Here is a 22,669-nt window from a genome sequence, read left to right on the forward strand (position 1 = left end):
CTGGACAGGTCGCGGGGAAGGTCGCCATTCTTTGTCTGGATCGGGGGCAAGACATGATGGGGAATCGCATTCAGCATTGCCGCGCAGTCCGGCGCGGGTCGAGCCTGACGGCGGCGACGGTCGCCGTCGCACTGGCTCTGGCCGTGCTCGGGGCGCCGTTTGCTCCTGCGTCGGCGCAGACACTGTCCATTGGACCCGTCGAGGGCGAAGACGGGCTGCCGGCCCTGTCTTTCGGGGACGGCACCACCGCGGCCAACGTGATCGAGGCCGACGAGACGCCCGTCGCGGACAGCGCGCGCCTTCCGGCGGTGGACGCCCAGCTTTCAAGGATCGCCGAAACGCTCGAAGGCCTCGAGGACTTCGGGCTCCGCTTCAGCGCCGACTACCGCGCCCTTTTCCTTTCGGCCTCGGACAGCCTGACGGACCAAAGCTTCGCCGGGTCGGGCTATCTGACAATCGCGGGCCAATGGTCACCGTTCCACAGAACCGCGCCGGCGCGGGGATCGCTGAATTTCACCTTCGAATCCCGCCAGACGCTTGCGGGGACGGGGCTGACGCCCGCAACGCTGGGCCCCGAGATCGGCTATGCCGGGCAACTTGGCGTGACGTTCTCGGACCAGCCCGACCAGTTCTCGCAGATCTATTGGCAGCAGATCTTCAACGACGGACAGGTCACGCTGAACATCGGCTACCTCGACCCCACCGACTATGTCGACATCATGGGCGTGCTGGTGCCCCGCATGGCCTTCTTCAACGGCGGGTCCGTCCTGAACTTCAGCCGCAACTATTCGGGCAACGCCTTCGGGATCAGCGGGCGCGCCTACCTGACAGATCAGGTCTACGTCAGCGGTATCGTCAGCGACGCCAACGGCTCGCTGGCCGATATCGAGTGGTTCCCCGGCGGGGCCGAGTTCTTCCGCTATGCCGAGATCGGCTGGACCCCCTCGCGCGATCAGTTCTTCAGCACCAAGGTGAACCTCGGCTACTGGAACGTCGACGCCGCCGGTGACGGGTCGCGGGCCTTCGGCGAGGGTATCCTGTTCTCGGCCAACGCCACCATCGACCAGTGGATGCCCTTCCTGCGCTACGGGATATCCAACGGTCAGGCCTCGCTGTATGACGAGCAGCTGACCATCGGCGCGACCTATACGCCGCCGAACTACGGGGATCTGGCGGGGATCGCCTATACCTGGGCATCGCCGTCGAATGACGCGCTGCGCGATCAGGGAACGTTCGAGGCGTTCTATCGCTATCAACTGGCGAACCAGCTTTCGCTGACCTTCGACTATCAGATGATCCACAACCCCGCGAACAACACGACCACCGACCTGATCCACGTCTTCGGCCTGGGAATGCAGGTCCGTCTCTGACCGGCGCGCGTGTCCGGTCGCCCGCGGCGGCCATCGCAGAGGCCTGCCGAAACACGCAATACGCGAAACAGCCGATGCCGGCCCGCAGGTCTGGATTGTCATGATTTTCTGGTGCTGCCGGAGAGATTTGAACTCTCGACCTCTCCCTTACCAAGGGAGTGCTCTACCCCTGAGCTACGGCAGCCCCGTGCTGTGCGCGGCTGATTAGACGCAATCCGCCGGGGGTGCAAGGGTATTCTGGACGGTTTCTGCGACGTCGTTTATTGAAGGGCGCATGGGCGAGAAAACGGGCCATAATCCGGGAAAGAAACCCGGCCAGAAGCAGCCGGGCGGCGCGCAGGATCGGGAAGACCGGTTGAAGGCGGCGCTGAAGGCCAATATCGCGCGGCGCAAGGCGCAGGCCAAGGCACGCGCGTCCGACAAATCCGGAGAATGAGGCAGTCATGGATTCGATCTTGGTGCGGGGCGGGACAGAACTCGCCGGCGAAATTCCCATCGCGGGTGCGAAGAACGCCTGCCTGACGCTGATGCCAGCGACATTGCTGTCGGACGAGCCGCTGACGCTGACCAACGCGCCGCGCCTGTCCGATATCCGCACGATGACCCAGCTTCTGGCGTCGCTGGGCGCCGAGGTCACCCAGTTGCAGGACGGGCAGGTGCTGGCGATGTCGAGCCACGACATCAACAACCTGACCGCCGATTATGACATCGTGCGGAAAATGCGCGCGTCGATCCTTGTGCTGGGGCCGATGCTGGCGCGCTGCGGCCGCGCCGTGGTGTCGCTGCCCGGCGGCTGCGCCATTGGCGCGCGGCCCGTCGACCTGCACCTGAAAGGGCTGGAGGCGCTGGGCGCGACGCTGGACCTGAAGGACGGGTACGTTCACGCCGAGGCAAAGTCCGGCCTGAAAGGCGCGGTGTTCGAGTTTCCGCTGGTTTCGGTCGGCGCGACCGAGAATATCCTGATGGCCTCTGTATTGGCCAAGGGCACCACCGTGCTGAAGAACGCCGCGCGCGAGCCCGAGATCGTCGATCTTGCCCAGTGCCTGCGCCGCATGGGGGCTCAGATCGAGGGCGAGGGCACGTCCGAGATCACCATTCAGGGCGTCGATCGCCTGCACGGCGCGACGCATCCGGTGGTGCCGGACCGGATCGAGCTGGGCACCTACATGCTGGCGCCGGCCATCGCGGGCGGCTCGGTGGAATGCCTTGGCGGGCGGATGGAACTGGTGTCGTCCTTCGCGGAGAAACTCGCCGCGACCGGGGTCGAGATCGAGGAGACCGCCAAGGGTCTGAAAGTCACCCGCAAGAATGGCCGCGTCCGTTCGGTCGATGTCGAAACGGCGCCGTTCCCCGGCTTTCCGACCGACCTGCAGGCGCAGATGATGGCGCTGATGTGCACCGCCGACGGGGTGAGCGTGCTGGAAGAGCGGATCTTCGAGAACCGCTTCATGCACGCGCCGGAACTGATGCGGATGGGTGCCTCGATCGACGTGTCGGGCGGCACCGCGACGGTCACCGGAGTCGAGAAGCTGAAGGGCGCACCGGTGATGGCCACCGATCTGCGGGCGTCTGTGTCGCTGATCCTCGCCGGGCTGGCCGCCGAGGGCGAAACGCGGGTGAGCCGGGTCTATCACCTTGACCGTGGTTACGAGCACGTCGTGCGCAAGCTGTCGGGTGTCGGCGCTTCGATTGAAAGGGTGCACGGAGAATGACGGAAGACGCGCGCTTCGAGGACGCACAGGAACAGCCGCTGCGGCTGATCGCCTACGAGGCCGAGGACCTTCAGGTGATCTCGGCGCTGGTGCAGGACGCCGTTTTCCCGGTGACCGAGATGGCGTGGAAGCCGAAGACCGGCCGATTTGCCGTGCTGCTGAACCGGTTCCGCTGGGAAGACGTGACCGGCGGCGAACGGCGCGGCAGCTACGAGCGGGTGCAATCGCTGCTGGTTGTCGACGGCGTGCAGAAGGTGGCGACGCAGGGCTTCGACCGTGGCGACAAGGACCTTGTCCTGTCGCTGATGTCGATCGGCTGGGCCGAAGGCGACGCGCCCTCGGGGCGGCTGGAACTGGTGCTGGCCGGCGACGGCGGCATCGCGCTGGATGTCGAGGCGCTTGAGGTGACGTTGAAGGACGTGACCCGGCCCTACGTGGCGCCTTCGGGCCATGTGCCGGACCACCCCGACTGAGACGCCCCTGCGGGGCGTGCCGCCGGCGGGGATATTTGCAGACGGAAGAAGCAGGGGCGCGGCGCTTTGGCCCGGCGTCTTGTGATGCCCCGGCCACGGCGCTAAGGGAGCGGCAAAGGAGATGCCATGCCCGTTTTCCTGAACACCGCCGACGCCGATTTCGAGGACCGTTTCACCGCGCTTTTGTCGATGAAGCGCGAGGACAGCCCCGACGTGGACGACACCGTCCGCGGCATCATCGAGGATGTGCGCGACCGGGGCGACGCGGCGGTGATCGAACTGACGGCCCGGTTCGACCGGCTGGAACTGACGCCCGAGACGCTGGCTTTCACCCCCGAGGAAATCGAGGCGGAATGCGCGAAAGTGCCTTCCGCCGAGCGCGAGGCGCTGGAACTGGCTGCCGCGCGCATCCGTGCCTATCACGAGCGGCAGGTGCCCGAGGACGCTACGTGGACCGATGCGGCGGGGGCGGAACTGGGCTGGCGCTGGACGCCGGTGTCGGCGGCGGGGCTTTATGTGCCGGGCGGGCTGGCGAGCTATCCGTCGTCGATGCTGATGAACGCGATCCCGGCACAGGTGGCGGGCGTCGAACGGCTGGCGATGTGCGCACCGACGCCGGGGGGCGCCTGTAACCCGCTGGTGCTGCTGGCGGCAAAACTGTCGGGCGTGTCCGAGGTCTATCGCATCGGCGGCGCGCAGGCGATCGCGGCGCTGGCCTACGGCACCGAAACCATCGCGCCTGTCGACAAGATCACCGGGCCGGGCAACGCCTTCGTCGCGGCGGCCAAGCGCCGGGTATTCGGCAAGGTGGGCATCGACATGATCGCCGGGCCGTCGGAGATCCTCGTGATTGCCGACCGGCATAACGATCCCGACTGGGTGGCGGTGGATCTGCTGAGTCAGGCCGAGCACGACGAAAGCGCGCAATCGATCCTTGTGACCGACGACGCGGCCTTCGGGCAGGCCGTCGCTGCGGCTGTCGAGGCGCGGCTTGAGGTTCTGGAACGCCGAGCCATCGCAGGCGCGTCGTGGCGCGATTTCGGCGCGGTGATCGTGACGCGCGACCTGTCCGAGGCCGCGGCGCTGTCGGACCGGGTGGCGCCCGAGCACCTGGAACTTTGCGTCGAGGATCCGGACGCGCTGTCGGCCGAGATCCGGCACGCGGGCGCGATCTTCCTTGGCAAGTGGACGCCGGAGGCGATCGGCGACTATGTCGGCGGGCCGAACCACGTGCTGCCCACGGCGCGCTCGGCGCGGTTCTCGTCCGGGCTGTCGGTGATGGATTTCGTGAAACGCACCACGCTGGCGAAGATGTCGCCCGCCGCGCTTCGCGCCATCGGGCCGGCGGCAGAGGTGCTGGCGACCTCGGAGTCGCTGGAGGCGCACGGGCTGAGCGTGCGGGCGCGGCTGGACCGGCTGAACGAGGGGTAGGGGCTCTGCCCCCGCCGCGCGTTGCGCGGCTCCCCCGAGGTATTTGGAAAGAGAAGAAGAGGCGGGCCGGTTCCGCCGGGGGCGCGACATGGCGGCGCGCGGCGGGTCGCGGGCCATTGCCTTTTCCCGGCGGAGCGTGCTGTTGTGAGACCGGTTGGCGCAGGGAGGCCGGGATGAGCGACGCGACGATGGACCTCAGGTCCGTCACCATCGACGACAGCGGTCTGTCGGCTCCGACGCCGGAGATCGAGCAGGAGCGGAAGGTCGCGATCTTCGACCTGCTGGAAGACAACTCGTTCCAGCTGCCGGGCAAGGCCGGGCGGGATGTACCGCCGCCGCCCTATGATCTGGAACTGTGCATTCGCGAGCGGCGGCTGGTGTTCGACCTCAAGTGCGACAGCGGCCCGGTGGCCGAGTTCCACCTGTCGCTGGGGCCGTTCCGGCAGGCGGTGAAGGATTATTTCCAGATCTGCGAAAGCTATTTCGATGCTGTGAAGAAGCTGCCCCCCAGCCAGATCGAGGCGATCGACATGGCGCGGCGCGGTATCCACAACGAGGGCGCCCGCCTGCTGCAGGAGCGGCTGGAGGGCAAGGCGGAGATCGACATCGACACCGCCCGCCGCCTGTTCACGCTGATCTGCGTCTTGCACTGGGGAGGCTGAGAGCTTGCCGCAGAGGCTCCCCCATTCGGTGCTGTTCTGCTGTGACCACAATGCCGTGCGTTCGCCGATGGCGGAGGCACTGATGAAGAGTTTCTATGGCCAGCACGTCTATGTGCAGTCGGCCGGGGTGCGCAACGATCTGGAAATCGACGGGTTCGCCGTGGCGGTCTGCGACGAACTGGGGCTGGAGCTGGGCCGTCACCGCGCGCGCAGTTTCGAGGAGATGAAGGAATGGGGCGACGACCTGTCGAGCTTCGACCTGATCGTCGCCCTGTCGCCTGCCAGTCAGCGTATGGCGCTGGAACTGACGCGGCATTTCCACCTTGAGATCGAATACTGGCCGGTGCTGGACCCCACCGATCTGGGCACCCGGCGCGAAGAGAAGCTTGACGCCTACCGTCAGACGCGGGACCAGATCCGCCGCCGGATCCTCGAGCGGTTCGGCCCGCCGACCGAGGAGAGCCCGTGACGACCGAGACCCGGACCATCGAGGTGCGCAGCCTGACCGGCGGCGCGGTGGACGCGGCGCTGGACGACCTTGCGCGGCTGCGGATCGACGTGTTTCGCGACTGGCCGTATCTGTATGACGGCGATCTGGACTACGAGCGGCGCTATATGGCGAGCTATCGCGACAGCCCCGGCGCGGTGCTGGTGGGCGCCTTCGACGGCGACCGGTTGGTGGGGGCGGCGACCGGCACCCCGATGGAGGATCACGCGGACGACTTCGCCGAGCCTTTCGCGGGGCGCGACCTGACACGGATCTTCTACTGCGCCGAAAGTGTCCTGCTGCCCGGATACCGGGGGCGCGGCCTGGGTCACGCGTTCTTCGACGCGCGCGAGGCGCATGCCCGGACGCTGGGGCGCGAGACGTCTGCATTTTGCGCGGTGATCCGCCCGGCGGACCACCCGGCGCGGCCTGCAGAGTACCGCCCGCTGGACGCGTTCTGGCGCAAGCGTGGGTATGCCCCGCTTGCGGGCGCGGTCGCGCGCTTTACGTGGAAGGACGTGGGCGAGGAAGCCGAAACCGGGAAATCCCTGCAATTCTGGACGAAAGACCTATGAAGATCGCCACCGCCGCCTATCCGCTGGACTGGTTCGACGACTGGTCCGGATATGAGGCCAAGCTGACCCGCTGGGTCTCGGACGCGGCCGGGCAGGGGGCGGACCTGCTGGTGTTCCCCGAATATGGCGCGATGGAACTGGCCTCGCTGGCCGGGGCAGAGGTGGCGGCGGGGCTGGAGACCTCGGGCCGCGCGGTGTCCGAGCGGATGCCCGAGGCGGATGCGCTGCTGTCGCGGCTGGCGGTTGCGCACGGCGTCCACATCCTCGGCCCCGGCGCACCGGTCTGGGATCCGGCGCTGGGCGAGCGCCCCGTGAACCGGTCGGGGTTCTTTACGCCAGGCGGCGCGGTGGCGCATCAGGACAAGCAGATCATGACCCGGTACGAGCGCGAGGAATGGGACATGCACCCGGGTGGGCCGCTGAAGCTGTTCGATACCGCGCTGGGTCGAATCGGCGTGCTGATCTGCTATGACTGCGAATTCCCGTTGCTGGCGCGCGCGCTGACCGACGCCGGGGCGGAATTGCTGCTGGTGCCGTCCAACACCGAGGCGATGACGGGCTATTCCCGCGTCCGCATCGGCGCGATGGCGCGGGCGCTGGAAAACCAGTGCATCGTCGCGCATTCGCCCACCGTCGGCGATGCCCTGTGGTGCGAGGCCGTCGACCGCAACGTCGGCGCGGCGGCGGTTTATGGCCCGCCGGATATCGGCTTTCCCGACACCGGGATCATCGCGCAGGGCGCTTTGAACGCGCCCGGCTGGGTCTATGCCGACATAGACCTGTCGGCGGTCGCGCAGGTTCGCGCCGAGGGCGGCGTTGTCAACTTTGCCGACTGGCCGCGGCAGGACGCCAGATCAAAAATGCCGGAATTGCACGTATTGCGCGCGTGAGACCTTGAAAAAAGGCTGAAAAGGGCGCATCTAAGCGCCGCCCACACCGACGTGGGCACGCAATCACGGAGTGACCATGGCCAAGGAAGAAATGCTCGAATTCCCCGGCGTCGTGAAGGAACTCCTGCCGAATGCGACGTTCAGGGTCGAGCTTGAGAACGGCCATGAGATCATCGCACATACGGCAGGGAAAATGCGCAAGAACCGGATCCGCGTTCTTGCCGGCGACAAGGTGCAGGTCGAGATGACGCCCTACGACCTGACGAAGGGCCGGATCAACTATCGGTTCAAGTAACCGGACGTGCGCGTCCGGGGCTGTTCTCGGATCGCCGTGCGGCCCGATGCGGCGGGGGATGGTGCCCCCGTCGTCGTTCATCCCGGCCGCGATGATCCTTTCCGGGGGCTGCTCCGGTTTTTTACCAGACAATTGAAGACGGGCACGCCGTGCCTGAAGGGAAGTGCATGCGCCTGATCCTTGGCTCCGGAAGCCCGCGGCGGCTGGAACTTCTGGCGCAGCTTGGCCTGACGCCGGACGCGGTGACGCCGCCCGACGTGAACGAGACGCCGTTGAAGGGCGAGCTTCCGCGCGCGTACTGCCGCCGCATCACCGCCGCGAAGGCAGCCGCGCTGAAGGGCGGGCCGGATGACGTGATCCTGTGCGCCGACACCACCGTGGCGCTGGGCCGCCGCATCCTCGGCAAGCCGCGCGACGCGGGCGAGGCGGCAGAGTTTCTCTATGCGCTATCGGGCCGCCGCCACCGGGTGATCACCGCCGTCGCCGTGAAGCGCGGCGACCAGGTGTGGGAGCGCGACGTGGAATCGGCGGTGAAGATGAAGCGTTTGTCGGACACCGAGGTGAACGGCTATCTCGCCACCGGCGACTGGGACGGCAAGGCGGGCGCCTATGCCATCCAGGGGCCTGCCGGGGCGTTCATTCCGTGGGTCCAGGGGTCTTATACCGCGATCGTCGGGCTTCCGGTGCACGAGACCGCGCAACTGTTGCAGGCGGCCGGATGGCCGGTCTGGGGGGCAGCATGAAGGGCAGCATCGTCGCCTTGGGCGAATGGCGGGGCCGCAAGGCCGCCGCGCTGATCGTGGACGGACAGCTGGACGACCTGCTGGTCGACCCCGAGGGCGACAACCCGCTGCCCGGCGCGATCTTCCGCGCCGCGGCCGACCGTCCGATGAAGGGGCAGGGCGGCGTAACCGTGAAGCTCGACGGCGCGTTGCGCGGGTTTCTGCGGCAGTCGAAGGGGTTGCGCCCCGGCCAGTCGCTGCTGGTGCAGGTCGGCACTTTCGCCGAGGCCGGCAAGGCGATCCCGGTCAACACCCGTCTGCTGTTCAAAAGCCGCCACGCCATCGTGACGCCGGATGCCCCTGGCGTGAACGTGTCGCGCCGGATCCGCGACGACGACATGCGTGACGAACTCACCGTGCTGGGCAAGCAGATGGTGCCAGAGGGCACCGGCCTGATCCTGCGCTCGTCCTGCGAGGGCGCGGACATGGAAGAGATCGAGGCCGACATCGCCGCGATGACCGACCTTGCCGCGCAGATCGCTGCCGATGCCGAGGGTCAGCCGGAACTGCTGCTCGACGGACCGGACGCGCATCTGTCGGCGTGGCGCGACTGGCCCGAGCCCGACCTGTTGGCCGATGGCCCGACCGCGTTCGAGGACCACGGCGTCGACGAGATGATCGATGCGGCCCTGTCGCCGCGCATCGACCTCGGCGGCGGCGCCTTTGCCTTCGTCGAGCCCACCCGCGCGCTGGTGGCAGTCGACGTGAACACCGGCGGCGACACGTCTCCGGCGGCGGGCCTCAAGGCCAACCTCGCGCTGGCCAAGGCGCTGCCCCGCGCGCTGCGCTGCCGTGGGCTGGGCGGCCAGATCACCATAGATTTCGCACCCTTGCCCAAACGCGACCGCCGCCAGATCGAGACCTCGCTGCGCGCGGCCTTCCGCTCGGACCCCATCGAAACGGCCCTCGCCGGCTGGACGCCGCTGGGCCATTTCGAGCTTCAGCGCAAGCGTGAACGGGCGCCCCTGACAGCCCTCTGAACCCGCCGCCACGTTGCCCCGGAAAAATCCCGAGAAGCCTCTGGACAGTCGGCGGAAGCGGCTATAGAGAGTGCCGACCCGAGCGGTTACCGCTCACCCGTGCCCGGGTAGCTCAGGGGTAGAGCAGTGGATTGAAAATCCTCGTGTCGGTGGTTCGATTCCGCCCCCGGGCACCACGTCTTCCCAGCCGGATCACGTCCCCGTCTTCTCCCGCCACCGCGTGACGCTGGCGGCGGCGGCGGTTGCCATCAAGCGGAAGTCGCCGCCGACGGTGGTCATGTCGTAACCCCATTCGACCGCCCGCGCGGCGTAGTCTGCGGTGCCGCAGTGGAGGGCGGCTCGGATGCCGGCGTCGTGGCAGACCCGGGCGATCTTCTGCAGGACCTCGATCATCTCAGGCTCTTCGCGGTCGAACGCGGGCGGGTATTTGCCGTCGAATAGCGAGAAGGTCAGGTCCGCGGGGCCGACATAGATGCCGTCCAGTCCCGGCGTTGCCGCGATGGCTTCGAGATTGTCCATCGCTTCGCGGGTTTCGACCATGGCCCAGCCGATCACGCGGTCGTTGGCCTCGGCGGCGATGCCGGGGCCCTGCGCGATCTGGGCTCGGGTGGGGCCGAAGCTGCGCTGGCCGAGGGGCGGGTAGCGCAGATAGCTGACGAACTCGGCGGCCTGTTCGGCGGTGTTGATCATCGGGCAGATGATCTGCAGCGCGCCCGCGTCGAGCATCTTCATGATGATGCCGGGTTCCAGCCACGGCACCCGCGCGCCCAGCACCACGCCGCTGGCGCGCATCGCCTGGAACATCGGCAGCACGTCGGAGTAGTCCAGCGCGCCGTGCTGGACGTCGATGCTGATCGCGTCGTAGCCCTGTTCGGCCATCACCTCAGCCGAGAACGAATTGCCGATCGACAGCCAGCCATGCAGCACGGGGTTGCCGGCAGCCCATATGTCCTTGATCCGATTGCCGATCATGCCCCGGCCCTCGTGGGGGCGATCCGGTTCAAACGTTGCATGGCTTCCTCCCTCGCATGTGCCTGCCATGATTGGGCGCGGGGCCGGAGGGTGTCAAACGGGTTCCCCTCGCGTCAGACGCCCAGGTGCCTTTCGGTGGTCTCGGCGGAGAGGTCGGCGAACGGGCCGGCCCAGACCGTCCGCCCGCGTTCAAGGATCACGGCGCGGTCGCAGGCGGTGCGCAGTTCGGCCAGCGACTTGTCGATCACCAGCATCGCCATCCCGGTCTCGGCCTTCAGGGTGGCGATGGCGGACCAGATTTCCTGGCGGACGATGGGGGCCAGCCCCTCGGTCGCCTCGTCAAGGATCAGCAGGCGCGGGTTGGTGATCAGGGCGCGGCCGATGGTCAGCATCTGTTGTTCGCCGCCCGACAGCGACGCGGCGCGCTGGGTCAGGCGTTCGCCAAGGCGCGGGAACAGGGCGGTGACGCGGGCGCGGTCCCAGTGGCCGGGGCGGGCGGCGGCGGCAAGGTTCTCGGCCACGGTCAGGTCGCGAAAGCAACGGCGGCCCTCGGGCACCAGCCCGATGCCCAGCCGGGCGGCGCGGTGGCTGGGCAGGCGGGTCAGGTCGTGGCCGTCGAATACCAGCGTTCCGTGGGCGGGCAGCATCCGGCAGATCGCCTTGACCGTGGTCGACTTGCCCATGCCGTTGCGGCCCATGAAGGCCACGGCCTCGCCCTCGGCGATGTCGAGATCGACGCCGAACAGCGCCTGACTGGCGCCATAGGCGGCGGTGACGTTGGACAGGGACAGAAGCGTCATGCGGCGTCCCCGAGATAGGCTTCGCGCACTGCCGGATCGGCGCGGATCTCGTCCACGGTGCCGGTCGCGATGACACGCCCGTAGACCAGCACGCTGATCCGGTCGGCAAGGGCGAAGACCGCGTCCATGTCGTGTTCCACCAGCAGGATCGGCGCCTCGGTCCGCAGGCTGTCGAGGAAGCCGGTCAACTGCTTTGATCCTTCCGAGCCCAGCCCCGCCATCGGCTCGTCCATGACAAAGGCCTTCGGGTCCAGCGTCAGCGCGACCGCCACCTCTAGCAGCCGGCGCTGCCCGTGGCTGAGTTCCGCCGTCCGCACGCTTGCCACGTCGCCCAGCCCCACGCGGTCCAGCGCCGCCTCGGCCCGGTCGCGCAGGGGGCGGTTCCGAAGGGCCGAGCCGAAGAACCGCCACGGTCGTCCGGATGCACCCAGCGCGCCCAGCAGGGCGTTCTGCAGCACCGTATCCTCCATCGCCAGCGCCGAAATCTGGAACGTCCGGCCAAGGCCCCGCTGCGCTCGGGCGCGGACCGTCTCGTGCGTCACGTCCTGCCCAAGAAACCGCACCGTCCCGGCATCGGGGGCAAGCGACCCGCTGATCTGCCCGATCAGGGTCGACTTGCCCGCGCCGTTCGGTCCGATGACCGCGTGAATCTCTCCCGGCCGCAGGTCAAGCGTGATGTCGTCGCTGGCCTTCAGCGCGCCGAAGCTTTTGGTGATGCCGTGTGTGGACAGGATAGCGTCAGTCATGCGCACGCCCCCGCCCGGCGAGCATCCCGATCACGCCGCCCTTGCCGAACAGCACGATCAGCAGCAGGACGATCCCGAGAAACACCTGCCAGTACTCGCTGATCCCGCCCAGAAGATGTTCCAGAAGCACGAAGATCACGGCGCCCGCTACCGGACCGAACAGCCGCGCGACGCCGCCGATGATGACGAAGACCATGATCTCGCCCGACATCTGCCAGCTTAGCATCGTGGGGCTGACGAAACGGTTGAGGTCGGCGAAAAGCGCCCCGGCCAGCCCGGTGATCGCGCCCGAGATCACAAGCGCCACCAGCTTCAGCCGCACGGGGTCCAGCCCGACGGTCTCGACCCGGTGCGGCACCTGCCGCGCGGCGTTCAGTGCAAGGCCGAAGGGAGAGCGGGCAAGCAGGGCGCTGAACAGCAGCACGATCAGCAGCAACGCAAGGCACAGCCCGTAGAACTGGATCGGGACCAGCGTGTTCAGGCCGGGAAAGCCGTTGCGGACGTAGATCGACAGCCCGTCCTCGCCGCCATAGGCGGGCCACGAGATCGCGAAGAAATAGATCATCTGCCCGAAGGCCAGCGTGATCATGATGAAGTAGACGCCCGACGTGCGCAGCGCCAACAGCCCGATCAGCAGGGCGGCGATGGCCGACACGACGATGGCGGTCAGCCAGATCACCGGCATCGACTTGGTGCCCTCGATCACGAAGGGCCATTCCATCAGCGGGGTGTAGTTCTGCGCGTGGCTCGCAAGCACGCCCATCGCGTAGCCACCCAACCCGAAATAGACCGCGTGCCCAAGGCTCACCAGCCCGCCAAGTCCCAGCGCGATGTTCAGCCCCACCGCCGCCAGCGCGAAGATCACCGCGCGGGTGGCGAGCGTGATGGTGAACGGCTCGTCGGCGTACAGGGCCCATCCCGGCACCGCCACCAGCAGCAGCAGGATCACCGCGTTGACCGCGGCTTCGCGGGTCATGTGCGGGCTCCGAACAGGCCGGTGGGCCGCCAGACCAGCACCGCCGTCATCAGGATGTAGATCGCCATCGAGGCGAAGGCCGACCCGGTGGCGGTGGCCGTGGCGGGATCGGCGAACAGCTTGAACAGCTCCGGCAGGAAGATCCCTCCCAGCGTATCGGTCAGCCCCACCAGCACGGCCCCGATCAGCGCGCCCTTGATCGAGCCGATGCCGCCGATCACGATGACCACGAAGGCAAGGATCAGCACGGGTTCGCCCATGCCCACCTGCACCGACTGGATCGCGCCCACCAGTGCGCCGGCCAGCCCCGCCAGCCCGGCGCCAAGCGCGAAGACCAGCGTGTAGAGCTTCGAGATATCCACCCCCAGCGCCGCGATCATCTCGCGGTCGTTCTCGCCCGCGCGGATCTGGATGCCGATCCGGGTGCGCGAGATCAGCAGCCACAGCCCCACCGCCACCAGCAGTCCCAGCACGATCAGCGCAAGGCGGTACAGCGGGTACTGGATGCCGCCGGGCAGGGTGACCGGCCCCGACAGCCATGCCGGGATGTCGAGGTACAGCGGAAACGACCCGAACAGCCAGCGGGTGCCTTCCGAGAAAATCAGGATCAGCGCGAAGGTCGCCAACACCTGATCAAGGTGGTCGCGGTTGTAGAGCCTGCGGATCACCACCAGCTCGACCAGCGCTCCCGCCAGCGCGGCAGCCGCCAGCGCCGCGACCAGTGCCAGCAGGAACGACCCCGTCGCACCCGCCACGGCGGCGGCGGCGAAAGCGCCGACCATGTACAGCGAGCCGTGGGCAAGGTTGATCAGCCCCATGACGCCGAAGATCAGCGTCAGCCCGGCGGCCATCAGGAACAGCATGACGCCGAACTGCAGGCCGTTCAGGACCTGCTCTGCAATCAGGATGGGGGACATTCGCGGGCCTTCGTCAGTGCGTTGGCCCGGCGGGTGGCCGGGCCAGTGCAGGTCTTACATCGAGCACTCGTCGACGTAGGCGCTCGACCGATCCTCGATCGCGGTGCCGACGATCATGTTGGTGTAGATGTCGCCTTCCTTGATCACCTCGCGGATGAAGATGTCCTGGATCGGGTGCTGGTTGGTGTCGAACGAGAACTTGCCCCGGACGCTGTCGAAATCGGCGGCGGCCAGCGCGGCGCGGAACGCCTCCTGATCCGTGACGTCCGCCGTGTCCAGTGCCGACAGCATCAGGTTCGCGGTGTCGTAGCCATAGGCGGCGTACAGCGAGGGCAGGCGGTCATACTTCTCCTGAAAGCCCGCAACGAAGGCGGCGTTCGCCTCGTTGTCGAGATCCTTGGACCAGTTCGAGCCGTTCTTGACCCCAAGCGCCGCATCACCGACGGCCTGAAGGATCGCCTGATCGAACGAGAACGCCGGCCCCATCACCGGCAGGTCGACGCCCGAGTCCGCGTATTGTTTGAGGAACGAGATGCCCATGCCGCCCGGCAGGAAGAAGAACACGCTGTCGGCGCCCGAGGCGCGGATCTGCGCGATCTCGGCGGCATAGTCGGTCTGGCCGAGTTCGGTGTAGATCTCACCCGCCAGTTCGCCCTCGTAGAACCGCTTGAAGCCGTTCAGGCTGTCATGGCCCGCCGGATAGTTCGGCGCCATGATGAACGGGTTGCTGTAGCCTTCCGACTTCGCGTAGGCGCCGGCGGCTTCGTGCAGGTTGTCGTTCTGGTAGGACACCGAGAAATACAGCGGATGACAGCCCTTGCCGGCAAGCTGCGCGGGGGCGGCGTTGGTCGACAGGTAGAACTTGCCCTGCGCCGTCGCCGACGGCACCACGGCCATCGCAAGGTTCGACCAGACGATGCCGGTCAGGATGTCGACCTTGTCGGACTGGATCATCTCGTCGGCGATCTGGACCGCGACGTCCGGCTTGCGCTGGTCGTCCGCCACGATGATTTCCAGACCGTCGCGGCCGTCTTCCTCGATGGCCAGCATGAACCCGTCGCGGATGTCGATGCCAAGGCTGGCGCCGCCGCCCGACAGGGTGGTGATCATCCCGACCTTGACCTGCGCCTGCGCGCCCGTTGCCAGTGCCGCGAGCGCCGCCGCGGCGAGAAGTGTTTTCATGGACATGTGCGATCTCCCTGCGTTGTCCCGTGGTCGAAGTCCCGCCTTGTCGCGATGGCTGCCCGGCACACCGTGCGGCGGTTTTTCTTCGTCACCGGTATGGATAGCCGAATTTGCGCGCAGGTACATAGGTTTGGTTCGGACTTGTCCGGCGTTTGGCCGGGGATTGTGCGCTCGGGGCGCAAGCGGCGTCATTGCGGGCAGTTGACTGATCGGCCCGCGGCCAACGGGGGCGCGGCGAGTTTGATGATGCCAAATCGCTACGCCGCTGCGGCGGTCAGAGTATCGGCTTTAACTTCGGCGAATAACCGCCTAAAAGAGTCGGAATAGAGGCGACCGTAAGCCAGATTCGTCTGCCCGCAGGCAGAGACCAGCAAACCAGCCTCCGAAAAAAGACTGCCACACGAATCTGGAAGAACTCACATGCTCATGACACCTCTCCGTGCGCCCCGGCGTCCGGGCGCCGCCTCTGTTGGCGTTGCGCTTCTGCTGTCCTGCACCGCCCTGACGGTACCCTTCGCCGCCGCCGCGCAGGACGGCACCGACTACGAGAAGATCGGCACCGTCTATCTTGAAGGCGCGGACGACGACGCGACCTCTATCGTCGCTGGGGCGGAATCCAGCGGCACCAAGATGGAGACCGACGTTCTGGACAGCTCTGCCTCGGTTTCCGTGGTGACGCAGGCCGAAATCGAAAAGCGCAACGCCGAGAACCTGCAGGACATCCTTGCCTATACCTCCGGCGTGACGGTGGACGAATGGGGCGCCGACGACCGCTATGACGCCTACCGCATCCGCGGCTTCGACCAGCTGTCGATGGGGACGTTCCGAGATGGCCTGCCGGTGCGCGGCTTCGGCTGGACCTTCTCGCGCAGCGAACCCTACGCCTTCGACCGGGTCGAGGTGTTGAAGGGCTCGAACTCGGCCCTGTTCGGACTGAACGCGCCGGGCGGGCTGGTGAACCAGATCACCAAGCGCCCGAAACCGTTCAAGTTCGGCGAGATCTACACCCGCGTCGGCCCCGAGCATTCCGAGATCGGCTTCGACTTCGGCGATAAGCTCGACGATGCGGGCGTCTGGAGCTACCGCGTCACCGGCAAGGTGCAGGACAGCGCCTATTCCTACGACTACTCGAACGACGACCGTGCCTACCTTGGCCTTGCGCTCAGCTACCGGCCCTCGGCGGCGACGGAACTGACGTTCCTGCTGAACCACAACAAGCGGCAGGGCGTGCCCGGCACCGGCTTCCCCGAAGGCGCGGGCCTCGACATCGACACCTTCCTTGGCGAGCCCGACTTCAACCGCGTGGACACCGAGGAAACCAACGTCGGCCTCGCCTTCAGCCACAATTTCGGCAACGGTCTGACCTTCCGCTCGAACGCGCGGTATGCGCTGTTCGACATGACCTACGAACAGGTCTACGGCGCGCAGATCGACTCGACGGCCAACCGTTCGTCCTTCGCGGTCTACAGCGACAGCGAGCAGTTCGCATGGGACAACCAGCTGCAATACGACGCCAGCTTCGGCACCGTCGACAGCCGCACGCTGCTTGGGCTTGAGTACAGCTATATCAAGGTGGACGAAGAGGCGCTGTACGGCACCGCCGACCCGATCGACATCTACGACATCGCCTATTGCGGCCGCTCCTGCGTGACGCTGGGCGACTACATCGACTGGGAACCGGAGCAGACCACCAAGTCCGTGTACCTGCAGGAAGAGCTGACCATCGCCGACCGCTGGATCGCGACCTTCGGCGCGCGCTATGACGACGTCGATATCTCGGTTTACTACCCGGGCTCCGATACGACCGCCGAAAAGCAGTACCACAGCGTAACCGGCCGCGCGGGCCTGACCTACATGTTCAGCGACACCCTTTCGATCTACGGCAACTACTCGGAGTCGTTCGAGCCGAACGTGTGGGATCTCACCGAGGACGCCAAGGAGGGCACGCAGTACGAGGTCGGCGTAAAGTATCGCCCCGAAGGCATGAACGCCCTGTTCACCGCCGCCGTCTTCGACCTGACCCAGACCAACGTGAACACCTACGTTTCGCCCACGGTCCAGCGCCAGATCGGCGAGATCGGCGTGCGCGGGCTGGAGGTTGAAGCCAAGATGGCGATGAACGAGCGGTCCAACGTGACCTTCGCCTACGCCTATTGGGATGCGGAAATCCGCGAGGACGGCGTGGTCGGCAACGAGGGCAACCGCCCCGCGCGCGTGCCCGAGCACATTGCCTCGATCTGGGCCGACTACACCATTCCGGGCGCGGGACGCCGGGGCGACATCACGCTGGGCGGCGGCATCCGCTATGTCGGCATGACCTACGGCGACGACGCCAACACGGTCGAGGTTCCGTCCTACACGCTGGTCGACGCCGCGATTTCCTACGCGCTGGCCGAGAACATGGACCTGTCCCTGAACGTTTCGAACGTCTTCGACCGCGAGTACGTGACGACCAACTACTACGGCACCGAGTACTACGGCGACGGACGCACCATCAGCGCCGCGCTGAAATACAGCTGGTGACACGCACAGGCGGTCCGCCTTTTGCGGGCCGCACACCGCTACGCCGTCCCCTTCTTGCGAAGGGGGCGGTCCTTCGTTCGGGAGATACCGACATGACCCTGACCAGACCGCCCCGCCAACCGCTGCTGTCCCGCCGCGGTTTTCTTGCCGCCGGAACCGCCGCGCTGGCCGCGCCCGCCGTCCGGGCGCAGGGCAGCGAGTTGCGCTTCACCCACGCCTTCGGCGAGACGGTGCTGCCGCGCCCGGCCGAGCGGATCGTCTCGCTGGGCTACAACACGCAGGACACCGTGCTGGCTTTCGGCGTCGCGCCGGTCGGCATCCGTTACTGGTACGGCGACTATCCCCACGGCGTCTGGCCATGGGCGCAGAAGCAGCTGGGCGACGCGGAACCGGCGCTGATCACCGGCGAGGTCTCGATGGAGACGGTCGCCAGTCTGAACCCCGACCTGATCTTTGCCTCGGGCTCTGGCATCTCGGAAGCCGAATACGCGCTGCTGTCACAGATCGCCCCGGTGCTGATGCAGGGCGCGGAATACTCGACCTACGGCGCGCCGTGGCATGCCGAAACGCGCACCATCGGCCGCGCGCTGGGCATGGAGGACCGTGCCGAGGAACTGGTGACCGGCGTAGAGGACGCATTCGCCGACGTTCGCGGGCGGCACCCCGGCTGGGAAGGCCGAACCGCCGTGGCGGCGTGGCACGACGGCGGCCAGACCGGCGCCTTCATGGCCGAGGACACCCGCGCGCGGTTCCTGTCGCAGATGGGCTTCGTTCCGACCGAGGGGCTGAAGGCGATGACCGCCATCGACGGTTTCTATACCACCCTGTCGCCCGAGGATCTGACGCCGATCGACGCCGATCTGCTGATCTGGATTTCCAGCGACGACCGCGCCCCCGACATCGCCAATCTCGCGATGCGCCGGACGCTGAACGCATGGGCCGAGGGCCGCGAGGTGTTTGCCGACGAACTGCTGGGCGGCGCGCTGTCCTTCGGTTCGGTCCTGTCGCTGCCCTTTGCGCTGGCCGAGATGGAAGCGCCCATCGCGCTGGCGATGGACGGCGACCCCTCGACCGTCGTTCCCTCGTCGGAAAAGGCCGGTCTGCTGCCTTGAGCAAGTTCCTCTGGATCGCCTGCCTGCTTTTGCTGGTGGTCGTGGGCTCGCTGACCATCGGCGTCCGCAGCCTCGACCCAGCGGCCTACTGGCAGGCGCTCACCGCCTACGATCCGCGCGATCCGGCGCATGTGACGCTGATGGCGATCCGCATCCCGCGCCTTGTGGCCGGGCTGATCGCGGGCGCGGCGCTGGGGGTGGCGGGCACGGTAATGCAGGCGGTCACCCGCAACCCGCTGGCCGATCCGGGCATCCTTGGCGTCAACGCGGGCGCCGCCTTCGCGCTGCTGGTGGGCACCACCCTGCTGGGCCGCGCCGACGAGGCCATCGTCGCGCTGCTGACCTTTCCCGGAGCGGCCATCGCCTCGGCCATCGTCTTCGCGCTGGGCGGTGGGCTGAGGGGCGACGTCGGGCCGGTGCGGCTGACGCTGGCGGGGGCGGCGCTGAACGCGCTGCTTCTGTCGCTGGTGACAGCCATCGTGCTGGTGCGTCAGGACTCGCTGGACGTGTTCCGGTTCTGGGTCGCGGGCTCGCTGACGCAGGCGACAACGCGCCCGCTGGCCGAAATGGCGGGCGTCGCGGCGCTGGGCACCGGCTTTGCCCTGCTGATCGCCCCGAGGATCGAGGCGCTGTCGCTGGGCACGGCCCTGTCGCGCGGGCTGGGCACCCGCCCCGGTCGGGTGCAGGCGGGCGCGCTGGTCGTGGTCACGCTCACCACCGGGGCGGCGGTTGCCGTTGCGGGGCCAATCGCGTTTCTCGGCCTGATGGTGCCGCCGCTGGCGCGGCTGGTCGCGGGCCACAACCTGCGCGGCGAACTGGTCGTTTCGGCGATGCTTGGCGCGACGATCCTGATCTTCGCCGACACGCTTGGCCGCCTGCTGCTGGCCCCGTCCGAGATCCGCGCCGGCATCATGACCGCGCTGATCGGCGGCCCGGTGTTCCTGTGGATTGCGCGGCGCGTGCGGCCGGGAGCCTCGGCATGATCCGCCGAAGCGTCCTTCCCGCGTTGCTGCTGGCGGCTGTGGTCGCCTCGCTGCTGATCGGACAGGTGCCGATGTCGCTGGCGATGCTGTGGCAGGGGTTGGTGACGGGCGAGGGGCCGGGCGCGCTGATCCTCGACACGATCCGGGGCCCGCGCGTGGTGACCGCCATCGGAGCGGGGGCGGTGCTGGGCCTGTCGGGCGTCATCTTCCAGACGCTGTTCCGCAACCCGCTCGCCGCGCCGGACGTCATGGGCTTCACCTCGGGCGCGGGGCTTGCCATCGTCGGCGCCATCGCCTTCGGCCTGACCGTCCCGATGCCGCTGGTCGCGGCGGCGGGCGGGCTGGCGGCGGCGGTTCTGGTCGCCGCGCTGGCATGGCGCAGGGGGCACCGGACGCCGCCGCTGACGCTGATCCTTGTGGGCCTTGGCGTCGGCTTCTTCACCTCGGCGCTGTCGACCTTCCTGATGACGCTGCTTCCGTACTCCGAAGCGGCAGAGGCGCAGCGCTGGCTGACCGGCTCGCTTGCCGCGCGGGACTGGACCCACGTCGCGCAGGTCTGGGGGATCGGTGCGGTGCTGGTCGCGGCGGCGCTGGCGCAGGCGGGGCGGCTGGAGGTGCTGGAACTGGGCCACGACCTTGCCGCCGGTCTGGGCATCCGGGTGGAACGCGCGCGCTGGGCGCTGTCGGCCACCGGTGTCCTGCTGGCGGCGGCGGGCGTCGCGGTGGCGGGGCCGGTGCCCTTCGTGGCGCTGATGTCCGGCCCGCTTGGCGTGCGCATCACCGGCGCCACCGGCGTCGCGGCGCGGATGCTGTCGGGGGCCGGGGCAGGGGCGCTGGTGCTGCTGCTGGCCGACCTCGCGGCGCGGGCGGCGCTGCCGGGCATCCAGCTTCCGGCGGGCGTGATGACCGGCATCCTCGGCGCGCCCTACCTGCTGTGGCGCCTCTCGCGCGAGATGGAAAGGGGCAAGCTATGAGCCTGAAGACCGAACGCCTGACGCTGGGCTACGGCGACCGCCGGGTGATCGAGGCGCTGGACCTCGAGATCGAGGCGGGCCGGATGACAGCGATCCTGGGCCCCAACGGATGTGGCAAGTCCACGCTGCTGCGCGCGCTGGCGCGTCTGGCCGCGCCGATGGCGGGCCGGGTGACGCTGGACGGCAACGACATCCACGCGATCAACACCCGTGCATTGGCCCGGCGCATGGCGATCCTGCCGCAGGACCCGCTGGCCCCCGACGGCGTCAGCGTCGGCGACCTTGTCCGCCGGGGCCGCACGCCGTGGCGCGGCTTCCTCAGCCCGTGGAGCGATGCCGACGCCCGGGCCTGCGCCGACGCGCTGGCCGCCGTCGCGATGACCGACCTTGCCGAGCGCCCGCTGAACGAGTTGTCCGGCGGTCAGCGGCAGCGCGCATGGCTGGCGCTGGTGCTGGCGCAGGACACGCCGCTGCTGCTGCTGGACGAACCGACCACCTTCCTCGACCTCGTACACCAGCTGGACCTTCTGTCGCTGTTGCGCAAACGCAACCTTGAAACGGGCCAAACGGTCGTCAGCGTGTTGCACGACCTGAACCTTGCGGCACGTTTCTCGGATGCGCTTGTCCTGCTCGGGCGCAACGGTATTGTCGCCACCGGCGCCCCCGAGGCCGTCCTGACGTCCAATAACCTCAAGGCCGCGTTCGGCCTGTCCGCACGGGTCGACCCGGACCCCGTGACCGGCAAACCCATGGTAATTCCCTTATGACCTCAACCGCTTCCGCCCCGCTGACCGAGATCACCGCAGCGCGCTACGAAGGTGCGATCCCCGATGGTCTGCTGGATCACATCGAAAGCCACGTCGCCGAGTTCGGCGCGCCTTGCGAACGGCATGACGACGGCATCACCGTGACCTACCCGATGTCGACCGTCCGCCTGTGGGTCGGCGAGGACTGGATGGATGTCGAGGTCGCTGCGCCGACCACGCTGTTCGCCTACCAGATGCGCGAAAGCGTGGCCTATCTGCTGGATCACGTGTTCCCCGATTCCGCCTCGATGACGTGGCACGGGGCCGAGGTCACGCAGAAGACGCCGCCGAACTTCCACTTTGCCACTGTGCGCGGCGTGACGCGCCTGTCGCCGAATTTCCTTCGGCTCGAGATGGCCTGCGACGGCGTCGCGATGCTGCTGGAAGGCGGTATGCACTTCTCGCTGCTGCTGCCACCCGAAGACCGCCCTGCGGTGTGGCCCCGCATCGGTGAGAAGGGCCGCACCGTCTGGCCCGAGGGCGAGGACGAACTGCACCGCGCCGCCTATACCTTCGTGACGCTCGACCCCGAGGCCGGGACGTTCACCTTCGACGTCTACGAACACGAAGGCGGACGGACGACCGAATGGGCGCGCGCCGCCCAGTCCGGCACGCGCGTCGCGGTGATGGGGCCGGGGGGCGGCCGCCAGCCCGAAGGCGACCACATCGTGCTGGCGGGCGACGAGACGGCGCTTCCCGCGATCCGCAGCATCCTTGCCTTTTCCGCCCCCGACCGCATCGGCACCGTGCTGGTGGAACTGGGCGACGAAGCCGACATCTGCGACCTGCCGCGCCCGCAAGGCGTGTCGGTCACGTGGCTGATCCGGTCGAAAGGACAGGACCTGTGGCAAGCGCTTTCGGCGCTGCCGCCACGCCCGACCGAGGGGCTGTATGTCTGGGTCGCGACCGAGCAGAAGGTGGTCCGCCGCGCCAAGACGCATTTCGTCGATGCGTGGAAATTGCCCAAGTCGCAGGCCTATTTCAGCGCCTATTGGATCGCCTGAACGCTTGTTCAGGC

The 22,669-nt window shown here is 67.7% G+C and carries 24 protein-coding genes and 2 tRNA genes; 19 read left to right on the forward strand and 7 right to left on the reverse strand.

Annotated elements, in window-relative coordinates; genetic code table 11:
- The first annotated feature begins 56 nt into the window (after positions 1-56).
- Complete coding sequence (locus tag ACP156_RS01060) at positions 57-1,370, forward strand: carbohydrate porin (protein ID WP_425049431.1); 1,314 nt, start codon at positions 57-59, stop codon at positions 1,368-1,370.
- 109 nt (positions 1,371-1,479) lie between these two features.
- Here the strand turns inward: ACP156_RS01060 and ACP156_RS01065 are convergent.
- Positions 1,480-1,554: transfer RNA gene (locus tag ACP156_RS01065), tRNA-Thr, on the reverse strand.
- Positions 1,555-1,644: 90 nt separating this feature from the next.
- Between ACP156_RS01065 and ACP156_RS01070 the strand changes: the two genes are divergently transcribed.
- The 12 genes from ACP156_RS01070 to ACP156_RS01125 all read left to right on the forward strand — a co-directional run bounded on the left by ACP156_RS01070 (position 1,645) and on the right by ACP156_RS01125 (position 9,833).
- On the forward strand, positions 1,645-1,806 hold the full coding sequence (locus ACP156_RS01070; RefSeq protein WP_425049432.1) for a hypothetical protein: 162 nt from the start codon (positions 1,645-1,647) through the stop codon (positions 1,804-1,806).
- Between the two features lie 7 nt (positions 1,807-1,813).
- On the forward strand, positions 1,814-3,082 hold the full coding sequence (gene murA, locus ACP156_RS01075; RefSeq protein WP_425049433.1) for a UDP-N-acetylglucosamine 1-carboxyvinyltransferase: 1,269 nt from the start codon (positions 1,814-1,816) through the stop codon (positions 3,080-3,082).
- Positions 3,079-3,555, forward strand: a complete 477-nt coding sequence (locus tag ACP156_RS01080) for a DUF2948 family protein (protein WP_425049434.1) — start codon at positions 3,079-3,081, stop codon at positions 3,553-3,555. Before murA ends, ACP156_RS01080 begins: the two co-directional genes overlap by 4 nt.
- A 126-nt stretch (positions 3,556-3,681) precedes the next feature.
- Positions 3,682-4,986, forward strand: coding sequence for a histidinol dehydrogenase (gene hisD, locus ACP156_RS01085; protein WP_425049435.1), 1,305 nt, complete (start codon positions 3,682-3,684; stop codon positions 4,984-4,986).
- Between the two features lie 173 nt (positions 4,987-5,159).
- Positions 5,160-5,648: a UPF0262 family protein gene (locus ACP156_RS01090; RefSeq protein ID WP_425049436.1), complete on the forward strand. Its 489-nt coding sequence runs from the start codon at positions 5,160-5,162 to the stop codon at positions 5,646-5,648.
- Positions 5,649-5,652: 4 nt separating this feature from the next.
- On the forward strand, positions 5,653-6,117 hold the full coding sequence (locus tag ACP156_RS01095; protein WP_425049437.1) for a low molecular weight phosphatase family protein: 465 nt from the start codon (positions 5,653-5,655) through the stop codon (positions 6,115-6,117).
- Positions 6,118-6,134: 17 nt separating this feature from the next.
- Positions 6,135-6,710 carry an N-acetyltransferase family protein gene (locus ACP156_RS01100; protein ID WP_425050800.1) on the forward strand — a complete coding sequence of 192 codons (576 nt, stop codon included), beginning with the start codon at positions 6,135-6,137 and terminating at the stop codon, positions 6,708-6,710.
- On the forward strand, positions 6,707-7,600 hold the full coding sequence (locus ACP156_RS01105; protein ID WP_425049438.1) for a carbon-nitrogen hydrolase family protein: 894 nt from the start codon (positions 6,707-6,709) through the stop codon (positions 7,598-7,600). The genes ACP156_RS01100 and ACP156_RS01105 overlap by 4 nt, the downstream gene beginning before the upstream one ends.
- Before the next feature lie 76 nt (positions 7,601-7,676).
- Positions 7,677-7,895 (forward strand): translation initiation factor IF-1, encoded by a 219-nt coding sequence (gene infA, locus ACP156_RS01110; protein ID WP_011455993.1) that lies wholly within the window; start codon positions 7,677-7,679, stop codon positions 7,893-7,895.
- 167 nt (positions 7,896-8,062) lie between these two features.
- Positions 8,063-8,638 (forward strand): Maf family protein, encoded by a 576-nt coding sequence (locus ACP156_RS01115; protein WP_425049439.1) that lies wholly within the window; start codon positions 8,063-8,065, stop codon positions 8,636-8,638.
- Positions 8,635-9,657, forward strand: coding sequence for a ribonuclease E/G (locus tag ACP156_RS01120; protein WP_425049440.1), 1,023 nt, complete (start codon positions 8,635-8,637; stop codon positions 9,655-9,657). Before ACP156_RS01115 ends, ACP156_RS01120 begins: the two co-directional genes overlap by 4 nt.
- Before the next feature lie 101 nt (positions 9,658-9,758).
- A tRNA-Phe gene (locus ACP156_RS01125) sits at positions 9,759-9,833 on the forward strand.
- 16 nt (positions 9,834-9,849) lie between these two features.
- Here ACP156_RS01125 and ACP156_RS01130 read toward each other — a convergent pair.
- The 6 genes from ACP156_RS01130 to ACP156_RS01155 all read right to left on the reverse strand — a co-directional run bounded on the left by ACP156_RS01130 (position 9,850) and on the right by ACP156_RS01155 (position 15,256).
- Positions 9,850-10,629: an HpcH/HpaI aldolase family protein gene (locus ACP156_RS01130; protein WP_425049441.1), complete on the reverse strand. Its 780-nt coding sequence runs from the start codon at positions 10,627-10,629 to the stop codon at positions 9,850-9,852.
- Between the two features lie 113 nt (positions 10,630-10,742).
- Positions 10,743-11,429 carry an ABC transporter ATP-binding protein gene (locus ACP156_RS01135; RefSeq protein WP_425049442.1) on the reverse strand — a complete coding sequence of 229 codons (687 nt, stop codon included), beginning with the start codon at positions 11,427-11,429 and terminating at the stop codon, positions 10,743-10,745.
- Positions 11,426-12,175 carry an ABC transporter ATP-binding protein gene (locus tag ACP156_RS01140; protein ID WP_425049443.1) on the reverse strand — a complete coding sequence of 250 codons (750 nt, stop codon included), beginning with the start codon at positions 12,173-12,175 and terminating at the stop codon, positions 11,426-11,428. Before ACP156_RS01140 ends, ACP156_RS01135 begins: the two co-directional genes overlap by 4 nt.
- Positions 12,168-13,151 (reverse strand): branched-chain amino acid ABC transporter permease, encoded by a 984-nt coding sequence (locus ACP156_RS01145; protein WP_425049444.1) that lies wholly within the window; start codon positions 13,149-13,151, stop codon positions 12,168-12,170. The genes ACP156_RS01140 and ACP156_RS01145 overlap by 8 nt, the downstream gene beginning before the upstream one ends.
- Positions 13,148-14,068, reverse strand: coding sequence for a branched-chain amino acid ABC transporter permease (locus ACP156_RS01150; protein ID WP_425049445.1), 921 nt, complete (start codon positions 14,066-14,068; stop codon positions 13,148-13,150). Before ACP156_RS01150 ends, ACP156_RS01145 begins: the two co-directional genes overlap by 4 nt.
- Before the next feature lie 54 nt (positions 14,069-14,122).
- Entirely contained in the window at positions 14,123-15,256 is a 1,134-nt protein-coding gene (locus ACP156_RS01155; RefSeq protein ID WP_425049446.1) for an ABC transporter substrate-binding protein, read from the reverse strand.
- Between the two features lie 423 nt (positions 15,257-15,679).
- Between ACP156_RS01155 and ACP156_RS01160 the strand changes: the two genes are divergently transcribed.
- The 6 genes from ACP156_RS01160 to ACP156_RS01185 all read left to right on the forward strand — a co-directional run bounded on the left by ACP156_RS01160 (position 15,680) and on the right by ACP156_RS01185 (position 22,655).
- Positions 15,680-17,776 (forward strand): TonB-dependent siderophore receptor, encoded by a 2,097-nt coding sequence (locus ACP156_RS01160; protein WP_425049447.1) that lies wholly within the window; start codon positions 15,680-15,682, stop codon positions 17,774-17,776.
- 92 nt (positions 17,777-17,868) lie between these two features.
- Positions 17,869-18,888 carry an iron-siderophore ABC transporter substrate-binding protein gene (locus tag ACP156_RS01165; RefSeq protein WP_425049448.1) on the forward strand — a complete coding sequence of 340 codons (1,020 nt, stop codon included), beginning with the start codon at positions 17,869-17,871 and terminating at the stop codon, positions 18,886-18,888.
- Positions 18,885-19,871 (forward strand): FecCD family ABC transporter permease, encoded by a 987-nt coding sequence (locus tag ACP156_RS01170; RefSeq protein WP_425049449.1) that lies wholly within the window; start codon positions 18,885-18,887, stop codon positions 19,869-19,871. Before ACP156_RS01165 ends, ACP156_RS01170 begins: the two co-directional genes overlap by 4 nt.
- Positions 19,868-20,845 (forward strand): FecCD family ABC transporter permease, encoded by a 978-nt coding sequence (locus ACP156_RS01175; RefSeq protein ID WP_425049450.1) that lies wholly within the window; start codon positions 19,868-19,870, stop codon positions 20,843-20,845. The genes ACP156_RS01170 and ACP156_RS01175 overlap by 4 nt, the downstream gene beginning before the upstream one ends.
- Positions 20,842-21,612 (forward strand): ABC transporter ATP-binding protein, encoded by a 771-nt coding sequence (locus ACP156_RS01180; protein WP_425049451.1) that lies wholly within the window; start codon positions 20,842-20,844, stop codon positions 21,610-21,612. The genes ACP156_RS01175 and ACP156_RS01180 overlap by 4 nt, the downstream gene beginning before the upstream one ends.
- On the forward strand, positions 21,609-22,655 hold the full coding sequence (locus ACP156_RS01185; RefSeq protein ID WP_425049452.1) for a siderophore-interacting protein: 1,047 nt from the start codon (positions 21,609-21,611) through the stop codon (positions 22,653-22,655). The genes ACP156_RS01180 and ACP156_RS01185 overlap by 4 nt, the downstream gene beginning before the upstream one ends.
- Positions 22,656-22,669: the final 14 nt, after the last annotated feature.

Origin of the sequence: Psychromarinibacter sp. S121, assembly GCF_049801035.1 — a bacterium.
In the GTDB taxonomy this organism is placed as follows: Bacteria; Pseudomonadota; Alphaproteobacteria; order Rhodobacterales; family Rhodobacteraceae; genus Psychromarinibacter.

Coding starts and splice junctions, on each gene's coding strand:
- ACP156_RS01060 (WP_425049431.1), top strand. CDS start 57: ATGGGGAATCGCATTCAGCATTGCCGCGCAGTCCGGCGCGGGTCGAGC.
- ACP156_RS01070 (WP_425049432.1), top strand. CDS start 1,645: ATGGGCGAGAAAACGGGCCATAATCCGGGAAAGAAACCCGGCCAGAAG.
- murA (WP_425049433.1), top strand. CDS start 1,814: ATGGATTCGATCTTGGTGCGGGGCGGGACAGAACTCGCCGGCGAAATT.
- ACP156_RS01080 (WP_425049434.1), top strand. CDS start 3,079: ATGACGGAAGACGCGCGCTTCGAGGACGCACAGGAACAGCCGCTGCGG.
- hisD (WP_425049435.1), top strand. CDS start 3,682: ATGCCCGTTTTCCTGAACACCGCCGACGCCGATTTCGAGGACCGTTTC.
- ACP156_RS01090 (WP_425049436.1), top strand. CDS start 5,160: ATGAGCGACGCGACGATGGACCTCAGGTCCGTCACCATCGACGACAGC.
- ACP156_RS01105 (WP_425049438.1), top strand. CDS start 6,707: ATGAAGATCGCCACCGCCGCCTATCCGCTGGACTGGTTCGACGACTGG.
- infA (WP_011455993.1), top strand. CDS start 7,677: ATGGCCAAGGAAGAAATGCTCGAATTCCCCGGCGTCGTGAAGGAACTC.
- ACP156_RS01115 (WP_425049439.1), top strand. CDS start 8,063: ATGCGCCTGATCCTTGGCTCCGGAAGCCCGCGGCGGCTGGAACTTCTG.
- ACP156_RS01120 (WP_425049440.1), top strand. CDS start 8,635: ATGAAGGGCAGCATCGTCGCCTTGGGCGAATGGCGGGGCCGCAAGGCC.
- ACP156_RS01130 (WP_425049441.1), bottom strand. CDS start 10,629: ATGATCGGCAATCGGATCAAGGACATATGGGCTGCCGGCAACCCCGTG.
- ACP156_RS01135 (WP_425049442.1), bottom strand. CDS start 11,429: ATGACGCTTCTGTCCCTGTCCAACGTCACCGCCGCCTATGGCGCCAGT.
- ACP156_RS01140 (WP_425049443.1), bottom strand. CDS start 12,175: ATGACTGACGCTATCCTGTCCACACACGGCATCACCAAAAGCTTCGGC.
- ACP156_RS01145 (WP_425049444.1), bottom strand. CDS start 13,151: ATGACCCGCGAAGCCGCGGTCAACGCGGTGATCCTGCTGCTGCTGGTG.
- ACP156_RS01150 (WP_425049445.1), bottom strand. CDS start 14,068: ATGTCCCCCATCCTGATTGCAGAGCAGGTCCTGAACGGCCTGCAGTTC.
- ACP156_RS01155 (WP_425049446.1), bottom strand. CDS start 15,256: ATGTCCATGAAAACACTTCTCGCCGCGGCGGCGCTCGCGGCACTGGCA.
- ACP156_RS01160 (WP_425049447.1), top strand. CDS start 15,680: ATGACACCTCTCCGTGCGCCCCGGCGTCCGGGCGCCGCCTCTGTTGGC.
- ACP156_RS01165 (WP_425049448.1), top strand. CDS start 17,869: ATGACCCTGACCAGACCGCCCCGCCAACCGCTGCTGTCCCGCCGCGGT.
- ACP156_RS01175 (WP_425049450.1), top strand. CDS start 19,868: ATGATCCGCCGAAGCGTCCTTCCCGCGTTGCTGCTGGCGGCTGTGGTC.
- ACP156_RS01180 (WP_425049451.1), top strand. CDS start 20,842: ATGAGCCTGAAGACCGAACGCCTGACGCTGGGCTACGGCGACCGCCGG.
- ACP156_RS01185 (WP_425049452.1), top strand. CDS start 21,609: ATGACCTCAACCGCTTCCGCCCCGCTGACCGAGATCACCGCAGCGCGC.